The following is a 22,756-nucleotide window of genomic DNA, read 5'->3' as shown; positions in this document are numbered from 1 at the left end:
TGCTCTACTCTGAGGTACCGCCTCCCCCCTTGAAGGAAATGCAATGACCCGTGTCCGTGTCCTCTGTGCCGCCGTCGCCCTGGCCTGTGCCAGCGGCCAGGTACTCGCTGCCACCGCCAGCCACAACGCTGCCGCCGAGAAATTCCTGACCCTGGCCCACGCCGACAAGCTGGGCACCCCGGTGTACATGCAGGTCCAGCAGATGTTCGCCCAGCGCTTTGCCCAGACCAAGGCCCCGGCCGCCAAGCAGAATGTCCTGGAAAGCTACCAGGCCAAGGCCAACGCCGCGCTGGACGGTGCCATCGGCTGGAACAAGCTGAAGCCGAAGATGGTCGACCTGTACACTCAGACCTTCACCGAGCAGGAGCTCAAGGACCTGGTCAAGTTCTACGAGTCGCCACTGGGCAAGAAAGTCCTGACCCAGATGCCGAAAGTCACCCAGCAGTCGGCCCAGCTGACCCAGCAGAGCCTCGAGCCTGCGGTACCGGTGGTCAACAAGCTGCTCGAAGACATGACCAAGGAGCTGGACCCGAACGCCGGCAAGGCCGCCGCGCCTGCGAAGAAGTGAGTAACACCCGATGACCATGCAGCAACGCATCGAGCAGCAGCTGGCCGCGCTGGCGCCGCAGCACCTTGAAGTGCTCAACGAAAGCCACATGCACAGCCGTGGCCAGGAAACCCACTACAAGGCGGTGATCGTCAGCGAGCAGTTCGCCGGGCTCAACAGCGTCAAGCGTCACCAGAAGGTCTACGCCACCATGGGCGAGCTGATGGGCGAAATCCACGCCCTGGCGATCCACACCTACACCGCCGAGGAGTGGGCTCAGGTGGGCGCCGCTCCGGCCTCGCCGGTGTGTGCAGGTGGCGGCAAGCACTGAATCCTTTCCGTCATTCTGGTAGACTGCGCGAAAACCGGGGCCGCTCTGCGGCCCATTCGCGGCACAAGGCCGCTCCCACAGGTTCCCTGCTGCTCTCATGAGTTACGCGGTCTCTGTGGGAGCGGCCTTGTGCCGCGAATGGGGCGCGCAGCGGCCCCTTGCATGACCCCGTTATAACAACCCGGTTCGCCCCTTACGAGGGCACCCACCTGGAGATCTACCGCAAATGTCCCAAGCTATCGTCGTGGCGGCGCTGTACAAGTTCGTCACCCTGGAAGACTACGTCGAGCTGCGCGAGCCGCTGCTCAAGGCCATGGCCGACAACGGCGTCAAAGGCACCCTGCTGCTGGCTCATGAAGGCATCAACGGCACCGTCTCGGCTACCCGCGAAGGCATCGACGGCCTGCTCGCCTGGCTGCGCAACGACCCGCGCCTGGTGGATGTCGACCATAAAGAGTCCTACTGCGATGAGCAGCCGTTCTACCGCACCAAGGTCAAGCTCAAGAAAGAGATCGTCACCCTCGGCGTGCCGGGCGTGGACCCCAACCAGGCGGTCGGCACCTATGTCGAGCCCAAGGACTGGAACGCCCTGATCAGCGACCCGGAAGTGCTGCTGATCGACACCCGCAACGATTACGAGGTGGCCATCGGCACCTTCAAGGGCGCCATCGACCCGAAGACCGAAACCTTCCGCGAGTTCCCCGAGTACATCAAGGCCAATTTCGACCCGAGCAAGCACAAGAAAGTCGCCATGTTCTGCACCGGCGGCATCCGCTGTGAAAAAGCCTCCAGCTACATGCTCGGTGAAGGCTTCGATGAGGTCTATCATCTTAAAGGCGGCATCCTGAAATACTTCGAAGAAGTGCCTCAGGAACAAAGCCTGTGGGACGGTGACTGCTTCGTCTTCGACAACCGCGTCACGGTGCGCCATGACCTGAGCGAAGGCGAGTACGACCAGTGCCATGCCTGCCGCCACCCGATCAATGCGCAGGAGCGCGCGTCCGAGCACTATTCGCCAGGTGTGAGCTGCCCGCATTGCTGGGACAGCCTGAGCGAGAAGACCCGGCGCAGCGCCATCGACCGACAGAAGCAGATCGAGCTGGCCAAGGCCCGCAATCTGCCGCACCCGATCGGTTACAACTACAAAGCCGAGGCCTGATGCATGACTGCTCGCCTGCTTTATGTGATGGACCCGATGTGCTCCTGGTGCTGGGGTTTCGCGCCGGTGGCCGAGGCCCTGATCGCCCAGGCGCGTGAAGCGGGCGTGGCCACGCGGCTGGTGCCGGGTGGCCTGCGCAGCGGCGGCAGCGCGCTGGATGCCTCGACCCGCAAGTACATCCTCGAACATTGGCAGGCGGTGGCCGAGGCCACCGGTCAGCCGTTCCGTTTCGAGGGGGCAATGCCTGACGGCTTCGTCTACGACACCGAGCCTGCCTGCCGAGCGCTGGTCACCGCCCGCGAGCTGGATGCCGAGCGCGTATGGCCGCTGCTCAAGCTGATCCAGGGTTCGTTCTACGCCCAGGGCGTGGACGTCACCACCGCACCGCAGTTGGTCGAGCTGGCGGAGCAGGCCGGCTTCGATCGCCCTGCCTTTGCCGACGCCTTCACCCGTGCCGAAACCCGCGCCGCCACGGCCGCCGATTTCAGCTGGGTGCAGGGCCTGGGCATCGCCGGCTTCCCGACCCTGCTGGCCGAGCGCAACGGCCAGCTGGCGCTGTTGACCAATGGCTACCAGCCGCTGGACAGCCTGCAACCCTTGCTTGGCCGCTGGCTGCAGCAGGCCGTCTGTGCTTGACCTGCCAGGGTCGCCCGACCCTGTGCCAGGGAAGCCTGCTGCTGTGCCTGATCGCCTGAGCTGGGCGGAAATCCGCCGCCTGGCGCTGCACCACAAGAAAAACCTCTGGACCGCCAACCTGATCGCCGTGCTTGCAGCCTGCTGCAGCGTGCCGATCCCCTTGCTGCTGCCGCTGCTGGTCGACGAAGTGCTGCTTGGCCATGGCGATGCGGCGCTCAAGTTCATGAACCATCTGCTGCCCAGCGGCTGGCAGGTGGCAGCGGGTTACATCGGCCTGATGCTGGTGGTCACGCTGTGCCTGCGCCTGTTCGCGCTGGGGTTCAACGTGGTCCAGGCCAAGCTGTTCGCGGGCCTGGCCAAGGACATCGTCTACCGCCTGCGCATTCGTCTGATCGAGCGGCTCAAGCGCATCTCGCTCAAGGAATACGAAAACCTCGGCAGTGGCACCGTGACCACGCACCTGGTCACCGACCTGGACACCCTCGACAAGTTCGTCGGCGAGACCCTCAGCCGCTTCCTGGTGGCCATGCTGACCCTGACCGGCACGGCGGCGATCCTGATCTGGATGCACTGGCAGCTGGCCTTGCTGATCCTGCTGTTCAACCCGCTGGTGATCTACTTCACCGTGCAGCTGGGCAAGCGCGTCAAGCACCTCAAGAAACTCGAAAACGACAGCACCTCGCGCTTCACCCAGGCGCTGGCGGAAACCCTTGATGCCATCCAGGAAATCCGCGCCGGCAATCGCCAGGGTTATTTCCTCGGCCGCCTGGGCATGCGTGCCCGTGAAGTGCGCGACTACGCCGTGGATTCGCAGTGGAAAAGCGACGCCAGTGGCCGCGCCAGTGGCTTGTTGTTCCAGTTCGGCATCGATATCTTCCGTGCCGCGGCGATGCTCACGGTGCTGTTCTCCGATCTGTCCATCGGGCAGATGCTGGCGGTGTTCAGCTACCTGTGGTTCATGATCGGGCCGGTGGAGCAGCTGCTCAACCTGCAATACGCCTACTACGCCGCCGGTGGCGCGCTGAGCCGGCTCAACGAGTTGCTGGCGCGTGATGACGAGCCGCAGTACCCGGCCGCCAGCGATCCGTTCACGGGTCGCGAAACGGTGGGCATCGAGGTGCGCGACCTGCGCTTCGCCTACAACGACGAGCCGGTGCTCGAGCACCTCGACCTGTCCATCGCGCCCGGCGAGAAGGTCGCCATCGTCGGCGCCAGCGGCGGCGGCAAGAGCACCCTGGTGCAGTTGCTGCTGGGCCTCTACAGCGCCCAGGCCGGGACCATCCGTTTTGGCGGCGCCAGCCTGCAGGAAATCGGCCTGGAGACTTTGCGCGAAAACGTCGCCGTGGTGCTGCAGCACCCCTCGCTGTTCAACGACACGGTGCGCGCCAACCTGACCATGGGCCGCGATTGCACCGACGAGGCCTGCTGGCAGGCGCTGCGCATCGCCCAGCTGGACGCGACCATCGCCGCCTTGCCGCAAGGGCTGGACAGCGTGGTCGGCCGCTCCGGTGTGCGCCTGTCCGGTGGCCAGCGCCAGCGCCTGGCGATTGCCCGCATGGTCCTGGCAGAGCCCAAGGTGGTGATCCTCGACGAGGCCACCTCGGCGCTGGACGCCGCCACCGAGTACAACCTGCACCAGGCGTTGGCGCGCTTTCTCAGTGGCCGCACCACGCTGATCATCGCTCACCGCCTGTCTGCCGTTAAGCAGGCCGACCGGGTGCTGGTGTTCGATGGCGGGCATGTGGCCGAGGACGGCGACCACCAGCAGCTGATTGCCGACGGGGGCTTGTATGCCAAGTTGTATGGGCATTTGCAGCAGACCTGACGCTGTTTTCTAGATTGGGCGGTCCATTCGCGGGGCAAGCCCGCTCCCACAGGTATTTCACTGAATTCAATGCAGTGAAATACCTGTGGGAGCGGGCTTGCCCCGCGAAGCATTCAGCGCGGATCTTGCGTCATAAAAATCCCTCCATGCAGATGGCAAATGGCCTACGCTGTGCTTGTCTGGGTTGATTCGAGCCTTATCTGCTCTGTGACAGGGACTTCATGAAGGGAAATCGCACGCTAGAGGCGCCAAGGTTGCTGGGTATCATCTGGCCCTTCATCGCCGTTGTCATCTTCCAGGTCTTGTTGGGCAGCCTCAGCCTTTATGCGCTGTCGGCCGTTCGCGCCTATGTCGCGGGCGAAAGCCTCTGGTCCAAGGCGCAGAAAGACGCCATCTACTACCTCAACCTGTATGCCGACAGCGGCGATGACAGCGCCTACCAGCGTTATCGCCAGGTGATCAGCGTGCCCCAGGGCGACCACCAGCTGCGGGAAGTGCTGGACCAGCCCGATCCGGACCTTGAGGCGGCGCGCCAAGCCGTGCTGCAAGGGGGCAACCACCCGAACGACGTCGATCGGATCATCTGGTTCTATCGCAACTTCCGCCAGATCAGCTACATGCAGACGGCAATCGCCTACTGGAACATCGGCGACGATTACCTCGCCCAGTTGGATGTACTTGCCAATGACATGCGTGATGGTTTTGCCAAAGGCCAGGTCGGGCCTCGCCAGGTCAGCGAATGGCGGGCGCGCATCGTTGCCATCAACGAAGGCGTGACGCCGGCGGCCAAGGCGTTCAGCGATGCCCTGGGCGAAGGTTCGCGAATGCTGCTGCGGGTGCTGATGATCACCAATCTGCTGACCGCGCTGTTTCTCATCGCCTTCGCCTGGCATCGTTCAAGCAAGTTGCTGGCCCAGCGCCAAGCGTTCGCCAGCGCCCTTCAGGAGGAGAAAGAGCGTGCGCAGATTACTCTGCAGGCCATTGGCGATGCGGTGATCACCACCGATGTCGATGGCTGCATCGCCTACATGAACCCGGCCGCCGAGCAGCTGACCCACTGGCAGGCCGGCCAGGCCCAGGGGCTGCCGTTGACGGCGCTGTTCAGCCTGGTCGATGAGCAGGCTGAGAACGAGGATGGCACCGTCCTCGAACAAGTGCTCAGCGGTAGCCTCAAGGGTGGCGCCGAGCATGCGCGGTTGATCCAGCGCCTGGACGGCAGCACGGTGTCGATCAACCTGGTGGGTTCGCCGATCATCAACGACGGCCAGATGGCCGGCATCGTCCTGGTGCTGCACGACATGACCCAGGAACGCCAGTACATCGCCAATCTGTCCTGGCAGGCTACCCACGACGCCCTGACCGGCCTGGCCAACCGCCGAGAGTTCGAGTATCGCCTGGAGCAGGCGCTCAATGGCCTGGTGCGCCAGGCGGGTCGGCACGCGTTGATGTTCCTTGACCTCGACCAGTTCAAGCTGGTCAACGACACCTGCGGCCACGCCGCTGGCGACGAGCTGCTGCGGCACATCTGCGCTGTGTTGCAGTCAGGCTTGCGTGAAGGCGACACCTTGGCGCGCCTGGGCGGCGACGAATTCGGCGTACTTCTTGAAAATTGCCCACCCGACCAGGCCGAGCGCATAGCCGAGAGCCTGCGCCAAGCGGTACAGAGCCTGCACTTCGTGTGGAAGGGCAGGCCGTTCGTGACTACCGTCAGTATCGGCCTGGTGAACATGGCTCAGGCCCCGTCTACTCTGGAGGCATCCCTTCGCGCAGCCGACATGGCGTGCTACATGGCCAAGGAAAAAGGCCGCAACCGCGTGCAGGTCTACCACGCCGACGACAGCGAATTGTCGATGCGCTTCGGCGAAATGGCCTGGATCCAGCGCCTGCACGTGGCGCTGGAAGAAAACCGCTTCTGCCTGTACGCCCAGGAGATCGCCCCCCTCACGGCCATCGACGGGCCAGGCCATATCGAAATCCTGCTGCGCCTGCACGACGAAGGTGGCCGCACCATCCTGCCCGACAGTTTCATTCCCGCCGCCGAGCGCTATGGCCTGATGACCGCCCTTGACCGTTGGGTGGTGCGCAACGTGTTCCAGGTCATTCGCCAATGCCTCGATGAGGAGCGCGAGGGCCCGCTGTCGATGTGCGCGATCAATTTGTCGGGGTCGAGCATCGGTGACGACAAGTTTCTCGACTATCTGCAACGACTGTTCGTCGAATATTCCATCCCGCCGCGGCTGATCTGCTTCGAGATCACCGAAACCATCGCCATCGCCAACCTGGGCAGTGCCATCCGCTTCATCAATGAATTGAAAGGGCTGGGCTGCAAGTTCTCGTTGGATGACTTTTGTGCCGGAATGTCGTCATTCGCTTATTTGAAACATTTACCCGTCGACTTCTTGAAGATCGACGGAAGTTTTGTCAAAGATATGCTTGATGATCCGGTCAACCGGGCCATGGTCGAGGTGATCAACCACATCGGCCATGTGATGGGTAAGCGGACCATCGCCGAGTTTGTGGAAACTCCGTTGATCGAGCAGGCCTTGCAGGAGATCGGCGTGGATTACGCCCAGGGCTATCTGATCGAACGACCGCAGGTATTCACCTGCGACAGTCTGCAGCGCCAACGGATTGCTGCACGGCCCCTGTTGCATCGGGCGCCTGGAACCTTTCGCTGAACAAGCGTCGGCAAAATCACAAGGATCAAGGAGCTGAATCGTGATTGATGCATTCGTTCGTATCGGGCCATTGATGGACCCCGCCAGTTACCCCCTGTGGGCTCAGCAACTGATCGAGGACTGCCGCGAGAGCAAGCGCCGGGTGGTGGAGCATGAGTTCTACCAGCGCTTGCGCGACGGCCAACTGCGACAGACGACCATTCGTCAGTACCTGATCGGCGGCTGGCCAGTGGTCGAGCAGTTCTCGCTGTACATGGCGCACAACCTGACCAAGACCCGCTTCGCCCGCCACCCCGGCGAAGACATGGCGCGGCGCTGGCTGATGCGCAATATCCGCGTCGAGCTCAACCACGCCGACTATTGGGTGCACTGGTGCCACGCCCATGGCATTCATCTGCACGAGCTGCAGTCCCAGGAGGTGCCGGCGGAGCTCAACGGGCTCAACGACTGGTGCTGGCGGGTGTGCACCACCGAATCGCTGGCGATCGCCATGGCGGCTACCAACTACGCCATCGAAGGGGCGACCGGGGAGTGGTCGGCGGTGGTTTGCGCCGAAGACACCTATGCCATGGGTTTCCCGGAAGATCAGCGCAAGCGCGCCATGAAGTGGCTGAAGATGCACGCGCAGTATGACGATGCGCACCCGTGGGAAGCGTTGGAGATTATCTGCACGCTGGCCGGTGAGAACCCGACCCTGGGGTTGCGCAACGAATTGCGCAGGGCGATCTGCAAGAGCTATGACTGCATGTACCTGTTCCTGGAGCGGTGCATGCAGATGGAGGGGCGGCAGCAGGGGCGTGTGCGCCCGGCGTTGGCTGCGGGTTAGGCAGTTCCGGCCTCTTCGCGGGCAAGCCCGCTCCCACAGGATTGCGAGCACCTCGGTATCTGTGGGAGCGGGCTTGCCCGCGAAGAGGCCGGTACAAACACCCCGGCAATTATTGGGCGTTAAAGGCCTGCCCATTCACCCCAGCACTGTCCGGCCCCATCAAATACAGGTACACCGGCATGATCTCCTCCGGCAGCGGGTTGTTCTGCGGGTTCTCGCTCGGATAAGCCTGCGCCCGCATCGCCGTGCGAGTAGCGCCCGGGTTGATGCTGTTGGAACGCACCGGCGCAACGCCTTCCAGCTCATCGGCAAGGGTCTGCATCAGCCCCTCGGTGGCGAACTTCGACACCCCGTAAGCCCCCCAGTAAGCCCGGCCCTTGCGCCCCACGCTGCTGGAGGTAAACACCACCGAAGCGTCCTCCGACAGCTTGAGCAGCGGCAGCAGCGTACTGGTGAGCATGAACGTGGCATCGACGTTGATGTGCATCACGCGCATGAAATTGTCGCCCGAGAGCTGCTCCAGCGGCGTGCGCGGGCCGATGATCGAGGCATTGTTGAGCAGCCCGTCGAGGCGGCCGAACTGTTCCTCGACCATCACCGCCAGTTCATCGTACTGGTGGGGCAGGGCGGTTTCCAGGTTGAACGGGATCACCACCGGTTGCGGGTGGCCGGCGGCCTCGATTTCATCGTAGACCTCGTTCAGGTTGGCTTCGGTCTTGCCCAGCAGCAGCACGGTGGCGCCCAGTGCGGCGTAGGCCTTGGCGGCGGCAGCGCCGATGCCGCGGCCGGCACCGGTGACCAGAATGACGCGGCCCTTGAGCAGGTCGGGGCGGGCGGTGTAGTCGAACATCAGTTTTTTCCCTTGTTCATTGGGTGCACCAATCCTTGTGGGAGCGGGCTTGCCCCGCGAAGCAGGCGATACGGTGGATGGCACGGGCTGCGCCCGTGTTCGCGGGGCAAGCCCGCTCCCACAGGGTTCGGTGGTCAGTCGTCATGGCTCAGCAGCCGCACAGGGCGCTGTCGATCACCTTGCGCAGTTCCAGCGGGTGGTCCACCACCACATCGGCGCCCCAGTTGTTCGGGTTGTCCTCTGGATGAATATAGCCGTAGCGCACGGCCGCCGTGCGGGTGCCGGCATCGCGGCCCGACTCGATGTCGCGCAGGTCGTCGCCGACGAACAGCACGCTGGCCGGGTCCAGGTCCAGCGTTTTGCAGGCGAGAATCAGCGGCTCGGGGTCAGGCTTGCTGTTCTTCACATGGTCCGGGCAGATCAGCAGCGCCGAACGCTCGGCCAGGCCCAGGCGCTGCATGATCGGCTCCGCGAAGCGCACCGGCTTGTTGGTCACCACGCCCCACAGCAGGTTGCCTTTCTCGATGTCGGCGAGCAGTTCGGCCATGCCGTCGAACAGCTTGCTGTGCACCGCACAGTCACGCTGGTAGCGCTCCAGGAATTCCAGGCGCAGGGCCTCGAAGCCCTCGGCGTCCGGACTCATGGCGAAGGTCGCGGCGACCATCGCCCGCGCACCACCGGAAACCACGTCGCGGATCAGCGTGTCGTCGATGGCCGGCAGGCCGCGCTCGGCGAGCATGGCCTGGCAGATGGCGATGAAGTCCGGCGCCGTGTCGAGCAGGGTGCCGTCCATGTCGAAGAGTACTGCTCGCAAACGCATGCTCATTCCTCGCGCAGAGTCTGGATCATGTAGTTGACGTCCACATCGCTGCTGAGCTTGTAGTGCTTGGTCAGCGGGTTGTAGGTCAGGCCGATGATGTCCTTGACCTCAAGGCCGGCGGTGCGGCTCCAGGCGCCCAGTTCGGAAGGGCGGATGAATTTCTTGAAGTCGTGGGTGCCGCGCGGCAGCATCTTGAGGATGTATTCGGCGCCGACGATGGCCAGCAGGTAGGCCTTGGGGTTGCGGTTGATGGTCGAGAAGAACACCTGGCCGCCCGGCTTGACCATGCGGTAGCAGGCACGGATGACCGAGGACGGATCAGGCACGTGTTCGAGCATCTCAAGGCAGGTGACCACGTCGAACTGCTCGGGCATTTCCTCGGCCAGGGCCTCGGCGGTGATCTGCCGGTACTCTACCTGCACGCCGGATTCCAACTGGTGCAGCTGGGCCACGGCCAATGGCGCCTCGCCCATGTCGATACCGGTGACGGTGGCGCCACGCAGGGCCATCGCCTCGCTGAGGATGCCGCCGCCGCAGCCTACATCCAGCACTTTCTTGCCCGCCAGGCCGACGCGCTCGTCGATCCAGTTGACGCGCAGCGGATTGATATCGTGCAGCGGCTTGAACTCGCTCTCGCGGTCCCACCAGCGGTGCGCCAAGGCTTCAAACTTGGCGATTTCGGCGTGGTCGACGTTGCTCATTGAACAGTCCTCTGAAACTTGTACGAATTGCGCCGGAGTATACCCGAGCGCCCAAGGCTGATGGTCGCTATAATCGCCGGCTTTTATATCCGAACGACGGGGAGAGGCAATGCGCGAGCAACTTTTGGCGGCGGAGAAGGTGACCGGCATCCGCTGGCACCGCGGCGCCCTGCACCTGCTCGACCAGCGCCTGCTGCCATCGGAAGAACGCTGGCTGGCCTGCGACAATGTCGCGCAGGTGGTGGCGGCGATTCGCGACATGGCCGTGCGTGGCGCGGCGGCCATCGGTATCGCGGCGGCCTATGGCCTGGTGCTGGCCCTTGAGGATCGCCTGGCCGAAGGTGGCGACTGGGAAATGGACCTGGAGGAAGACTTTCTCAGCCTGGCTGAGGCGCGCCCGACCGCAGCCAACCTGTTCTGGGCCCTCAACCGCATGCGCGAGCGCCTGCATCGCGTGCGCCCCGACGAGGACGTGCTGGCGCTGCTGGAAGCGGAAGCCATCGCCATTCACGACAGCGACCGCGAGGCCAACCTGACCATGGCCCAGCACGGCATCGAGCTGATCCGCCGCCACCAGGGCAATGCGCAGACCCTTTTGACCTACGGCAATGCCGGCGCCCTGGCCAGTGGCGGCTTCGGCACGGCGTTGGGGGTGATCCGGGCGGGTTTCCTCGAAGGCATGGTCGAGCGCGTCTACGCCGGGGAGACTCGCCCCTGGTTGCAAGGGTCGCGCCTGACCGCCTGGGAGCTGGCCAACGAAGGCATCCCGGTGACCCTGTGCGCCGACTCGGCGCTGGCCCACCTGATGAAGAGCAAGGGCATTACCTGGGTGGTGGTGGGCGCCGACTGCATCGCCGCCAACGGTGACATGGCTGGCAAAATCGGCACCTATCAGCTGGCCGTCAGCGCCATGCATCACGGCGTGCGCTTCATGGTGGTGGCGCCGAGCACCAGCATCGATCTGAACCTGGCCACGGGCGAAGACATTCCGCTGGAGGAGCGCGACGCCGACGAACTGCTCGATTACGCCGGCACCCGCGTGGCGCCGGATGTCGAGGTGTTCAACCCGGTATTCGATGTGACCCCCGCCGACCTGATCGACGTGATCGTGACCGAGCGCGGCATCGTCGAGCGCCCGGATACCGCCAAGTTGGCGCAATTGATGTGTCGCAAGCGGTTGCATTGATTCTGTCTGTGCCGGCCTCTTCGCGGGCAAGCCCGCTCCCACAGGGACATCACAGGTCTCGGTAATTGTGGAGAACCTGTGGGAGCGGGCTTGCCCGCGAAGAGGCCAGTACAGGCAGTAGAGAATCAAGAATCATAGGTGTTGAAGCCACTTCCCCGCTCTCCCCACCGCCCCGCCTTTGTGGTAACATCCGGCAGTTTCCAAGACCGCCCATCACGGCGGCCAATTTTGCGCAGATCCATGGCACAACTCATTGATTTGTCGTAAGTCGTCGCACCCCTATGCGCTGCGGCGGCGAGCTTCGTTCGGCCCTTGATGGAGCTGCGAAGTTTCACCAGAAAAAGGAATCAGGCTTCTCATGGGCGAACTGGCCAAAGAAATCCTCCCGGTCAATATCGAAGACGAACTGAGACAGTCTTACCTCGACTACGCGATGAGCGTGATTGTCGGGCGAGCGCTGCCCGATGCGCGTGACGGCTTGAAGCCCGTGCATCGTCGCGTTCTCTATGCGATGAGCGAACTGGGCAACGACTGGAACAAGCCGTACAAGAAATCCGCCCGTGTGGTCGGTGACGTGATCGGTAAGTACCACCCGCACGGCGACACTGCGGTCTACGACACCATCGTGCGTATGGCCCAGCCGTTCTCGCTGCGCTACCTGCTGGTCGACGGCCAGGGCAACTTCGGTTCGGTCGACGGCGACAATGCTGCGGCCATGCGATACACCGAAGTGCGCATGTCCAAGCTGGCCCACGAGCTGCTCGCCGACCTGCACAAAGAAACCGTCGACTGGGTGCCCAACTACGACGGCACCGAGCAGATCCCGGCGGTCATGCCGACCCGTATTCCCAACCTGCTGGTCAACGGTTCCAGCGGCATCGCCGTGGGCATGGCGACCAACATCCCGCCACACAACCTTGGTGAAGTCATCGACGGTTGCCTGGCGCTGATCGACAACCCGGAAGTCACCATCGATGAGCTGATGCAGTTCATCCCGGGCCCGGACTTCCCGACTGCCGGTATCATCAATGGCCGCCAGGGCATCATCGAGGCGTACCGCACCGGCCGTGGCCGCATCTACATGCGTGCGCGCTCCGAGATCGAAGACATCGACAAGGTCGGTGGCCGCCAGCAGATCGTCGTGACCGAGCTGCCGTATCAGCTGAACAAGGCGCGTCTGATCGAGAAGATCGCCGAGCTGGTCAAAGAGAAGAAGATCGAAGGCATCACCGAGCTGCGCGACGAGTCCGACAAGGACGGCATGCGCATCGTTATCGAGCTGCGCCGCGGCGAGGTGCCGGAGGTGGTGCTCAACAACCTCTACCAGCAGACCCAGCTGCAGAGCGTGTTCGGCATCAACGTGGTGGCGCTGATCGACGGTCGCCCGCGCCTGCTCAACCTCAAGGACCTGCTCGAAGCGTTCGTCCGCCACCGCCGTGAAGTGGTGACGCGCCGGACCGTGTTCGAGCTGCGCAAGGCGCGCGAGCGCGGCCACATCCTTGAAGGCCAGGCGGTTGCGCTGTCCAACATCGACCCGGTCATCGCCATGATCAAGGCCTCGCCGACGCCGTCGGAGGCCAAGGAAGCGTTGGTTTCCACCGCCTGGGAATCCAGTGCCGTGCAGGTCATGGTCGAGCGCGCCGGCGCCGATTCCTGCCGCCCTGAAGACCTCCCTGAGCAGTACGGCCTGCGCGATGGCAAATATTTCCTGTCGCCGGAACAGGCCCAGGCGATTCTCGACCTGCGCCTGCACCGCCTGACCGGCCTGGAGCACGAGAAGCTGCTGGCCGAGTACCAGGAGATTCTGGAGCAGATCGGCGAACTGATCCGCATCCTCAGCAGCGCCGAGCGCCTGATGGAAGTGATCCGCGAAGAACTCGAAGCGATCCGCGCCGAATATGGCGATGCCCGCCGTACCGAGATCCTCAACGCCAGCCACGACCTCAACTACGGCGACATGATCCCGGAAGAAGAGCGCGTGGTGACCATTTCCCACGGCGGCTACGCCAAGACCCAGCCGTTGTCCGCGTACCAGGCCCAGCGCCGTGGCGGCAAAGGCAAGTCGGCCACCGGCGTGAAGGACGAGGACTACATCGAACACCTGCTGGTCGCCAACAGCCACGCCACCCTGCTGCTGTTCTCCAGCAAGGGCAAGGTGTACTGGAAGAAGACCTACGAGATTCCTGAAGCCTCCCGCGCCGCGCGTGGTCGCCCGCTGGTCAACCTGCTGCCGCTGGAGGAGGGTGAGCGCATCACCGCCATGCTGCAGATCGACCTCGAGGCCCTGCAGCAGAGCGCCGATCCGGACGAAGAGCTGGAGGACGGCGATGAGAACGTGATCGAAGGCGAGCTGGTCGAAGTCGAAGAAGTCGATGAAGAAGACGGCGATACCCCTGAGTGGGTGGCGGAGCCGACCGGCGCGTACATCTTCATGGCCACCGCTTCCGGTACGGTCAAGAAGACCCCGCTGGTGCAGTTCGCCCGTCCGCGCTCCAACGGCCTGATCGCCCTGAAGCTGAAAGAAGGCGACACCCTGATTGCCGCGGCCATCACCGATGGTGCCAAGGAAGTCATGATGTTCTCCGACGCCGGCAAGGTGATCCGCTTCGCTGAAAGCGTTGTGCGTGAAATGGGCCGTACCGCCCGTGGCGTGCGTGGCATGAAGCTGGGCAAGGGACAGCAGATCATCTCGATGCTGATTCCAGAGTCCGGCGCGCAGATCCTCACGGCGTCCGAGCGCGGTTTCGGCAAGCGCACCCCGCTGTCCAAGTTCCCGCGTCGCGGCCGTGGCGGCCAGGGCGTGATCGCCATGGGCACCAAGGGGCGCAACGGTCTGCTGATCGGCGCCATCCAGGTGCAGGAAGGCGAAGAGATCATGCTGATCTCCGACCAGGGCACGTTGGTGCGTACGCGGGTGGGTGAGGTGTCCAGCCTCAGCCGAAACACCCAGGGCGTGACGCTGATCAAGCTGGCGGCGGATGAAACGTTGGTTGGCCTGGAGCGGATCCAGGAGCCCTCCGAGGAAGAACTCGACGATGTGATCGAGACGGACGAGGAGGGCGTCGAGACCGACGCGCCGGATAACGAAGCTGCGGATGCCGAACAGGCCCCGCAGGAGTAAGCAAGCGTAAATCCCGAGCGGGGCGACCAAGGTCGCCCCGTTTGACTGATAAGAGCAGAGCGAGAGTGGATGTGAGCAAACGAGCCTTTAACTTCTGCGCAGGCCCTGCCGCGCTTCCTGAAGCTGTCCTGCAGCGTGCCCAGGCCGAGATGCTCGACTGGCGCGGCAAGGGTTTGTCGGTGATGGAAATGAGCCATCGCAGCGACGATTACGTGGCCATCGCCGAAAAGGCCGAGCAGGACCTGCGTGACCTGCTGTCCGTCCCCTCCAACTATAAAATCCTGTTTCTGCAGGGCGGCGCCAGCCAACAGTTCGCCGAGATTCCGCTGAACCTGCTGCCGGAAAACGGCACCGCCGACTACATCGAGACCGGCATCTGGTCGAAAAAGGCGATCGAAGAAGCGCGCCGCTTCGGCAACGTCAACGTCGCCGCCAGCGCCAAACCGTACGACTACCTGGCCATCCCTGGCCAGAACGAGTGGCAGCTGAGCAAGAACGCGGCCTACGTCCACTATGCATCCAACGAAACCATCGGCGGCCTGCAGTTCGACTGGGTGCCAGAAACCGGTGACGTCCCGCTGGTGGTCGACATGTCGTCCGACATCCTCTCGCGCCCGATCGACGTCTCGCAGTACGGCCTGATCTATGCCGGTGCGCAGAAGAACATCGGCCCGAGCGGCCTGGTGGTGGTGATCGTCCGTGAAGACCTGCTGGGCCACGCCCGCAGCAGCTGCCCGACCATGCTCGACTACAAGGTCTCGGCCGACAACGGCTCCATGTACAACACCCCGGCGACCTATTCCTGGTACCTCTCCGGTCTGGTGTTCGAGTGGCTCAAGGAGCAGGGCGGCGTCGAAGCCATGGAGCAGCGCAACCGCGCCAAGAAGGAGCGCCTGTACGGCTTCATCGACGCCAGCGAGTTCTACACCAACCCGATCAGCCACAACGCCCGTTCGTGGATGAACGTGCCGTTCCGCCTGGCAGACGAGCGCCTGGACAAGGCCTTCCTCGCCGGTGCCGATGCTCGCGGCCTGCTCAATCTCAAGGGCCACCGTTCGGTAGGCGGCATGCGCGCCTCGATCTATAACGCCCTGGGCCTGGATTCGGTTGAAGCCCTGGTCGCCTACATGGCCGAATTCGAGAAGGAGCACGGCTGATGTCCGAACACGAGCTCAAAGCGCTGCGCGTGCGCATCGACAGCCTCGACGAGAAGATCCTCGAGCTGATCAGCGACCGCGCCCGCTGCGCCCAGGAAGTGGCCAGGGTCAAGACCGCCACGCTGGCCGAAGGCGAAAAGCCGGTGTTCTACCGCCCCGAACGTGAAGCTGCCGTGCTCAAGCGCGTCATGGAGCGCAACAAGGGGCCGCTGGGCAACGAGGAGATGGCGCGGCTGTTCCGCGAGATCATGTCGTCCTGCCTGGCCCTGGAAGAGCCGCTGAAAGTCGCATACCTGGGCCCGGAAGGTACCTTCACCCAGGCGGCGGCGATGAAGCACTTCGGCCATGCCGTGATCAGCCGCCCGATGGCGGCCATCGATGAAGTGTTCCGCGAAGTGGCGGCCGGTGCCGTCAACTTCGGCGTGGTGCCGGTGGAGAACTCCACCGAGGGCGCGGTCAGCCATACCCTGGACAGCTTCCTCGAACACGACATGGTGATCTGTGGCGAAGTCGAGCTGCGCATCCACCACCACCTGCTGGTGGGCGAAAACACCAAGACTGACAGCATCACCCGCATCTACTCCCACGCTCAGTCCCTGGCCCAGTGCCGCAAATGGCTGGACGCGCACTACCCGAACGTCGAGCGTGTGGCGGTTTCGAGCAATGCCGAGGCGGCCAAGCGGGTCAAGGGCGAGTGGAATTCGGCGGCGATCGCCGGCGACATGGCGGCCAACCTGTATGGGTTGACCCGCCTGGCCGAGAAGATCGAAGACCGTCCGGACAACTCCACGCGCTTTTTGATGATCGGTAATCAGGAAGTGCCGCCGACCGGTGACGACAAGACTTCGATCATCGTTTCGATGAGCAACAAGCCGGGTGCCTTGCACGAGTTGCTGGTGCCGTTCCATGAGAACGGTATCGACCTGACCCGCATCGAAACCCGTCCGTCGCGCAGCGGCAAGTGGACCTATGTGTTCTTCATCGATTTCGTCGGCCACCACCGCGACCCACTGATCAAGGCGGTGCTGGAGCAGATCAGCCAGGAGGCTGTGGGGCTCAAGGTGTTGGGGTCTTATCCGAAGGCGGTGCTTTGAATTGGGATTGTTGGGGCCGCTGTGCGGCCCATCGCGGTTAAAACCGCTCCTACAGGTTGCGCGATAGCTGTAGGAGCGGCTTCAGCCGCGATGGGCGCCAAAGGCGCCCCAATGGTCCAGCTGAACTGCCAAGATTTCTGAACAGGGTTCGCACCAGTGGTAAATGCCGTAACAACCAAACCCGCGTCAATCATCGGTCGCCTCGTCGTCGTAGGCCTCGGCCTGATCGGCGGCTCCTTCGCCAAAGGCCTGCGTGAAAGCGGCCTGTGCCGCGAAGTGGTCGGCGTCGACCTGGACGCGTCTTCGCGCAAGCAGGCCGTGGCCCTCGGCGTGGTCGACCGCTGCGAAGAAGACCTCGCCGCCGCATGCCTCGGTGCCGACGTCATCCAGCTCGCCGTGCCGATCCTGGCCATGGAAAAGCTTCTCTCACTGCTTGCCGGGCTCGACCTGGGCAACGCCGTCATCACCGACGTCGGCAGCGCCAAAGGCAACGTGGTGCGTGCCGCGCGCGCAGTCTTCGGCGAGCGCCTGCGCCACTTTGTGCCAGGCCACCCGATCGCCGGCTCCGAGCAGAGCGGGGTGGAGGCCTCCAACGCTACCCTGTTCCGCCGGCACAAAGTCATCCTCACGCCGCTACCGGAAACCGACCCCGCCGCTTTGGCGCTGGTCGACCGCCTGTGGCGTGCGCTGGATGCCGATGTCGAGCACATGCCGGTGGAGCGCCACGACGAAGTGCTGGCGGCCACCAGTCACCTGCCGCACCTGCTCGCCTTCGGCTTGGTCGATTCGTTGGCCAAGCGCAATGAAAACCTCGAGATCTTCCGGTACGCTGCGGGTGGTTTCCGCGATTTCACCCGAATCGCCGGCAGTGACCCGACCATGTGGCACGACATCTTTCTCGCCAATCGCGAGGCTGTCCTGCGCACCTTGGACACATTTCGCAGCGACCTCGACGCCTTGCGCGACGCGGTCGATGCAGGGGATGGGCACCAGTTGCTGGGTGTATTCACCCGCGCTCGGGTAGCCCGCGAGCATTTCAGTAAAATCCTGGCCCGCCGGGCCTATGTGGACGCTATGAACGCCAACGATCTGATTTTCCTGGCCCAACCTGGTGGCCGCGTGTCCGGACGGATCCGCGTTCCAGGCGACAAGTCGATTTCCCACCGTTCGATCATGCTCGGCTCGCTGGCTGAAGGCACGACCGAAGTCGAAGGCTTCCTCGAAGGTGAGGATGCCCTGGCGACCCTGCAGGCTTTCCGTGACATGGGTGTGGTCATCGAAGGCCCGAACCACGGCCGCGTGACCATTCACGGTGTTGGCCTGCACGGCCTCAAGCCGCCACCTGGGCCGATCTACGTGGGTAACTCCGGTACCTCGATGCGCCTGCTTTCCGGTTTGCTGGCCGGCCAGCCGTTCGATGTCACCATGACCGGTGATGCCTCGCTGTCCAAGCGCCCGATGAACCGCGTCGCCAACCCGCTGCGGGAAATGGGCGCCGTGGTCGAGACCGGCCCGGACGGCCGTCCGCCATTGACCATTCGCGGCGGCAGCAAGCTCCAAGCGCTGACCTACACCCTGCCGATGGCCAGTGCCCAGGTCAAATCCTGCCTGCTGTTGGCTGGCCTGTATGCCGAAGGCAAGACCACCGTCACCGAGCCTGCGCCGACCCGCGACCACACCGAACGCATGCTGCGCGGTTTCGGCTACGCAGTAGAGTCGAATGGCCCGGTTGCCTCGCTGCAGTCCGGTGGCAAGCTCATCGCGACCCGTATCGAAGTGCCGGCGGACATCTCGTCTGCGGCATTCTTCCTGGTGGCCGCGTCGATCGCCGAAGGCTCCGAGCTGGTCCTCGAGCATGTCGGCATCAACCCGACCCGCACCGGTGTCATCGACATCCTGCGCCTGATGGGCGGCGACATCACCCTGGAAAACCAGCGTGAAGTCGGCGGCGAGCCGGTGGCCGACCTGCGTGTGCGGGGCGCCAAGCTCAAGGGTATCGACATCCCCGAAGAGCTGGTGCCGCTGGCCATCGACGAGTTCCCGGTGCTGTTCGTGGCTGCGGCCTGCGCCGAGGGCCGCACCGTGCTGCGTGGTGCCGAAGAGCTGCGGGTCAAGGAATCCGACCGCATCCAGGTCATGGCCGACGGCCTGATCACCTTGGGCGTGAAGTGCGAGCCGACCCCGGACGGCATCATCATCGACGGCGGCCAGATCGGCGGCGGCGAAGTGCATGGTCACGGTGACCACCGTATCGCCATGGCCTTCAGTGTCGCCTCGCTGCGTGCCAGTGCGCCGATCCGTATCCATGATTGCGCCAACGTTGCGACTTCGTTCCCGAACTTCCTAAAGCTGTGCGCCGAAGTGGGTATTCGCGTCGCAGAAGAGGGCAAGTCGTGAGTGCGCAGGCGCCGGTCATCACCATCGACGGCCCAAGCGGATCGGGCAAGGGCACGGTCGCCGGCCTGCTGGCCCGCGAGCTGGGCTGGAAGCTGCTGGACTCCGGCGCGCTGTACCGCCTGCTGGCGTTCAACGCCAGCAATCACGGCGTCGACCTGACCAACGAAGAGCTGCTCAAGGCCCTGGCCGCCCATCTGGATGTGCAGTTCATCGCCGCCGAGCCGGGTAAGCTGCAACAGATCATTCTCGAAGGTGAGGATGTCAGCAATGTCATCCGCACCGAGACGGTCGGTGCCGGCGCGTCGATGGTCGCGTCCTTGCCGGCGGTGCGCGAAGCGCTGCTGCAGCGCCAGCGCGCCTTCCGCGAAGCGCCGGGGCTGATCGCCGATGGCCGCGACATGGGCACCGTGGTATTCCCGGACGCGCCGCTGAAGGTCTTCCTCACCGCCAGCGCCGAGGAGCGTGCCCGCCGCCGCTACCTGCAGTTGAAGGGCAAAGGCGAAGATGTTAGTCTGTCGAGTCTGCTAGATGAGATTCGTGCGCGCGATGAGCGCGACACCCAGCGCGCAGTGGCCCCGCTCAAGCCGGCGGCCGATGCCATTCAGCTGGACTCCACCGAGTTGTCCATCGAGCAGGTGTTGCAACGTATCAGGAGCGAGCTCGCCCAGCGCGATCTTCTCTGATAGCCAGGAAAGCAGGCAGGGGCACCAGTCAACGTCCTGCCGGCTTTCCTTTACTTAAAACAAACCCACATTGTCTGGAATGTGGCGATGGGCGTCTGTTTCGCCCGAATCTACAGGAATTAAAATGAGCGAAAGCTTTGCAGAACTCTTTGAAGAAAGCCTGAAAACCCTCAATCTTCAGCCGGGTGCGATCATCTCCGGTATCGTTGTCGACATCGACGGCGACTGGGTTACCGTACACGCTGGCCTGAAGTCCGAGGGCGTCATCCCGCTCGAGCAGTTCTACAACGAAGCTGGCGAGCTGACCATCAAGGTCGGTGACGAAGTTCACGTTGCGCTGGACGCGGTCGAAGACGGCTTTGGCGAAACCAAACTGTCCCGTGAAAAAGCCAAGCGCGCCGAGTGCTGGATTGTTCTGGAAGCAGCTTTCGCCGCCGAAGAAGTGGTCAAGGGCGTTATCAACGGTAAGGTTAAAGGCGGCTTCACTGTCGACGTTAACGGTATCCGTGCGTTCCTGCCAGGTTCGCTGGTTGATGTCCGCCCAGTGCGCGACACCACCCACCTCGAAGGCAAAGAGCTGGAATTCAAGGTCATCAAGCTGGACCAGAAGCGCAACAACGTTGTTGTTTCGCGTCGCAGCGTGCTGGAAGCCGAGAACTCCGCCGAGCGCGAAGCCCTGCTGGAAACCCTGCAGGAAGGCCAGCAAGTCAAAGGTATCGTCAAGAACCTCACCGACTACGGCGCATTCGTGGACCTGGGCGGCATCGACGGCCTGCTGCACATCACCGACATGGCTTGGAAGCGCATCAAGCACCCATCGGAAATCGTTAACGTTGGCGACGAAGTCGACGTACGCGTTCTGAAGTTCGACCGCGAGCGCAACCGCGTTTCGCTGGGTCTGAAGCAGATGGGCGAAGATCCGTGGGTAGCTATCACTGCCCGTTACCCAGAAGGTACTCGCGTACAAGCGCGCGTTACCAACCTGACCGACTACGGCTGCTTCGCTGAGCTGGAAGAAGGCGTTGAAGGTCTGGTACACGTTTCCGAAATGGACTGGACCAACAAGAACATCCACCCGTCGAAAGTCGTTCAGGTTGGCGACGAAGTGGAAGTCATGGTTCTGGACATCGACGAAGAGCGTCGTCGTATCTCCCTGGGCATCAAGCAGTGCAAGTCCAATCCATGGGAAGACTTCTCCGGCCAGTTCAACAAGGGTGACAAGATCACCGGTACCATCAAGTCGATCACCGACTTCGGTATCTTCATCGGCCTGGACGGCGGCATCGACGGTCTGGTTCACCTGTCCGACATCTCCTGGAACGAAACCGGCGAAGAAGCCGTGCGTCGCTTCAAGAAGGGCGACGAGCTGGAAACCGTCATCCTGTCGGTTGACCCAGAGCGCGAGCGCATCTCCCTGGGCATCAAGCAGCTGGAAGACGATCCGTTCTCCAACTTCGTTGCTGTCAATGACAAGGGCGCTATCGTCCGTGGCACCGTGAAAGAAGTTGACGCCAAAGGCGCCATCGTCACTCTGGCCGACGACATCGAAGCCACTCTGAAAGCTTCCGAAATCAGCCGTGACCGCGTTGAAGACGCGCGTAACGTCCTGAAGGAAGGCGAAGAGATCGAAGCGAAGATCATCAGCGTTGACCGCAAATCGCGCGTCATCAGCCTGTCGATCAAGTCGAAAGACGACGCTGAAGAGCGTGAAGCCATCCAGAGCCTGAAAAACGCTCCGGAAGCGGCTGCCGACACCACCATGGCCGCGCTGCTGCGCGAAGCTATGGCCAAGCAGAACTGAGTTCTGGTTGATCGGTAAAAAGGGGCGGCCTTCGGGTCGCCCTTTTTTTTCGCTTGAGTTTTGTGGTGGTAATGAAATCGAGCGCCGCGCGGGCGGCGCTCAATTCAAAAACCACCGGACCCCGTGCGTCATGCGCTTCTCGGCCACCGCACGGCGCATTTGCTCTCATTTCATTCTTGAATTTTTTTATTAAGTCAAGAACCACCCTGTTCAAATCCCTCCGAGCGTGCTACAAACTGATTAAGCAATGATCTAGCTGCTTGATAACGAAGGGAAAAATATGACGAAGTCGGAGCTGATCGAACGTATTGTCACCCATCAAGGGCTGCTCTCGTCCAAGGATGTGGAGCTGGCCATCAAGACCATGCTTGAACAGATGTCCCAATGCCTTGCCACTGGCGATCGCATCGAGATCCGTGGTTTTGGCAGCTTTTCCTTGCACTATCGTGCGCCGCGGGTGGGGCGCAACCCTAAGACCGGGCAGTCGGTGGAGCTCGAAGGCAAGTTCGTGCCGCATTTCAAGCCGGGTAAAGAACTGCGTGACCGGGTCAATGAAGAAGAGCACGAGCACGAGCATCCCTGAGCGATGAAGGAGCAATCTGATGCGTAATCTCAAGCGCGCCCTGGCGGTGTTGTTCGTGCTGCTGCTGGCGGCTGTCGTGCTGTTTTTCGTGCTGGAGAATCAGCAGGCTGTTTCGCTGGTGCTGTTTGGTTGGTCAGCTCCGCAAGTGCCGGTGGCCGTCCCTGTGTTGGCTGCGCTTGTGGTGGGGCTGGCGGTTGGCCCTCTGTTGGGCGCCTATGGCGTACAACGTAGCAAGCGCAAGATTCGCGCCTCGGCGCGTCAGGCAGTGTTGAACGGCAATTGATGAAAACACCACCTTTCCATAGGAAAGGTTCACCTATGCGCGCGGCCGCTGAAGTGGAGTAATACCCACTTCATTTTG

General features: G+C 63.0%; 19 protein-coding genes. 16 read left to right on the top strand and 3 right to left on the bottom strand.

The window, feature by feature from the left end:
• The first annotated feature begins 43 nt into the window (after nt 1–43).
• From ACIPZF_RS20125 to ACIPZF_RS20095, 7 genes are all read left to right on the top strand, one after another.
• Complete coding sequence (locus ACIPZF_RS20125; protein WP_400802420.1) at nt 44–568, top strand: DUF2059 domain-containing protein; 525 nt, start codon at nt 44–46, stop codon at nt 566–568.
• A 10-nt stretch (nt 569–578) separates the two neighbouring features.
• Nucleotides 579–878, top strand: coding sequence for a BolA family protein (locus ACIPZF_RS20120; RefSeq protein ID WP_400802418.1), 300 nt, complete (start codon nt 579–581; stop codon nt 876–878).
• 226 nt (nt 879–1,104) lie between these two features.
• A complete protein-coding gene (locus tag ACIPZF_RS20115; RefSeq protein WP_400802416.1) occupies nt 1,105–2,037 on the top strand; it encodes a rhodanese-related sulfurtransferase in 933 nt (310 codons plus the stop codon).
• Between the two features lie 3 nt (nt 2,038–2,040).
• Nucleotides 2,041–2,673, top strand: coding sequence for a DsbA family protein (locus tag ACIPZF_RS20110; protein WP_400802414.1), 633 nt, complete (start codon nt 2,041–2,043; stop codon nt 2,671–2,673).
• Nucleotides 2,666–4,498 (top strand): ABC transporter ATP-binding protein, encoded by a 1,833-nt coding sequence (locus tag ACIPZF_RS20105; protein WP_400802412.1) that lies wholly within the window; start codon nt 2,666–2,668, stop codon nt 4,496–4,498. Before ACIPZF_RS20110 ends, ACIPZF_RS20105 begins: the two co-directional genes overlap by 8 nt.
• A 221-nt stretch (nt 4,499–4,719) precedes the next feature.
• Nucleotides 4,720–7,176, top strand: coding sequence for an EAL domain-containing protein (locus ACIPZF_RS20100; protein WP_400802410.1), 2,457 nt, complete (start codon nt 4,720–4,722; stop codon nt 7,174–7,176).
• Between the two features lie 40 nt (nt 7,177–7,216).
• Complete coding sequence (locus tag ACIPZF_RS20095) at nt 7,217–8,002, top strand: TenA family transcriptional regulator (protein ID WP_400802408.1); 786 nt, start codon at nt 7,217–7,219, stop codon at nt 8,000–8,002.
• A gap of 109 nt (nt 8,003–8,111) precedes the next feature.
• On the opposite strand, the gene ACIPZF_RS20090 is transcribed toward ACIPZF_RS20095, so the two are convergent.
• The 3 genes from ACIPZF_RS20090 to ubiG form a co-directional block, all read right to left on the bottom strand.
• A complete protein-coding gene (locus ACIPZF_RS20090; protein WP_400802406.1) occupies nt 8,112–8,852 on the bottom strand; it encodes a YciK family oxidoreductase in 741 nt (246 codons plus the stop codon).
• 148 nt (nt 8,853–9,000) lie between these two features.
• A complete protein-coding gene (mupP, locus tag ACIPZF_RS20085) occupies nt 9,001–9,672 on the bottom strand; it encodes an N-acetylmuramic acid 6-phosphate phosphatase MupP (protein WP_400802404.1) in 672 nt (223 codons plus the stop codon).
• Between the two features lie 2 nt (nt 9,673–9,674).
• Nucleotides 9,675–10,373 (bottom strand): bifunctional 2-polyprenyl-6-hydroxyphenol methylase/3-demethylubiquinol 3-O-methyltransferase UbiG, encoded by a 699-nt coding sequence (gene ubiG, locus ACIPZF_RS20080; RefSeq protein WP_400802402.1) that lies wholly within the window; start codon nt 10,371–10,373, stop codon nt 9,675–9,677.
• 109 nt (nt 10,374–10,482) lie between these two features.
• On the opposite strand from ubiG, the gene mtnA reads away from it, so the two are divergent.
• From mtnA to ACIPZF_RS20035, 9 genes are all read left to right on the top strand, one after another.
• Nucleotides 10,483–11,559 carry an S-methyl-5-thioribose-1-phosphate isomerase gene (gene mtnA, locus ACIPZF_RS20075; protein ID WP_400802400.1) on the top strand — a complete coding sequence of 359 codons (1,077 nt, stop codon included), beginning with the start codon at nt 10,483–10,485 and terminating at the stop codon, nt 11,557–11,559.
• A 358-nt stretch (nt 11,560–11,917) separates the two neighbouring features.
• Complete coding sequence (gene gyrA / locus ACIPZF_RS20070; protein WP_400802398.1) at nt 11,918–14,680, top strand: DNA gyrase subunit A; 2,763 nt, start codon at nt 11,918–11,920, stop codon at nt 14,678–14,680.
• 71 nt (nt 14,681–14,751) lie between these two features.
• On the top strand, nt 14,752–15,837 hold the full coding sequence (gene serC, locus ACIPZF_RS20065; protein WP_400802396.1) for a 3-phosphoserine/phosphohydroxythreonine transaminase: 1,086 nt from the start codon (nt 14,752–14,754) through the stop codon (nt 15,835–15,837).
• Nucleotides 15,837–16,931 carry a prephenate dehydratase gene (gene pheA, locus ACIPZF_RS20060; RefSeq protein WP_400802394.1) on the top strand — a complete coding sequence of 365 codons (1,095 nt, stop codon included), beginning with the start codon at nt 15,837–15,839 and terminating at the stop codon, nt 16,929–16,931. The genes serC and pheA overlap by 1 nt, the downstream gene beginning before the upstream one ends.
• 156 nt (nt 16,932–17,087) lie before the next feature.
• Nucleotides 17,088–19,328, top strand: a complete 2,241-nt coding sequence (locus ACIPZF_RS20055; RefSeq protein ID WP_400802393.1) for a bifunctional prephenate dehydrogenase/3-phosphoshikimate 1-carboxyvinyltransferase — start codon at nt 17,088–17,090, stop codon at nt 19,326–19,328.
• A complete protein-coding gene (gene cmk, locus ACIPZF_RS20050; protein WP_400802392.1) occupies nt 19,325–20,011 on the top strand; it encodes a (d)CMP kinase in 687 nt (228 codons plus the stop codon). The genes ACIPZF_RS20055 and cmk overlap by 4 nt, the downstream gene beginning before the upstream one ends.
• A 124-nt stretch (nt 20,012–20,135) precedes the next feature.
• Nucleotides 20,136–21,812 carry a 30S ribosomal protein S1 gene (gene rpsA, locus ACIPZF_RS20045; RefSeq protein ID WP_400802390.1) on the top strand — a complete coding sequence of 559 codons (1,677 nt, stop codon included), beginning with the start codon at nt 20,136–20,138 and terminating at the stop codon, nt 21,810–21,812.
• Nucleotides 21,813–22,092: 280 nt separating this feature from the next.
• Entirely contained in the window at nt 22,093–22,395 is a 303-nt protein-coding gene (gene ihfB, locus ACIPZF_RS20040) for an integration host factor subunit beta (protein WP_400802388.1), read from the top strand.
• A gap of 19 nt (nt 22,396–22,414) precedes the next feature.
• Complete coding sequence (locus tag ACIPZF_RS20035; protein ID WP_400802386.1) at nt 22,415–22,678, top strand: LapA family protein; 264 nt, start codon at nt 22,415–22,417, stop codon at nt 22,676–22,678.
• Nucleotides 22,679–22,756 lie beyond the last annotated feature (78 nt).

This window comes from Pseudomonas sp. NPDC089752 (assembly GCF_044748725.1).
In the GTDB taxonomy this organism is placed as follows: domain Bacteria; phylum Pseudomonadota; class Gammaproteobacteria; order Pseudomonadales; family Pseudomonadaceae; genus Aquipseudomonas.
This window is presented reverse-complemented; position numbering and strand designations above follow the sequence as displayed.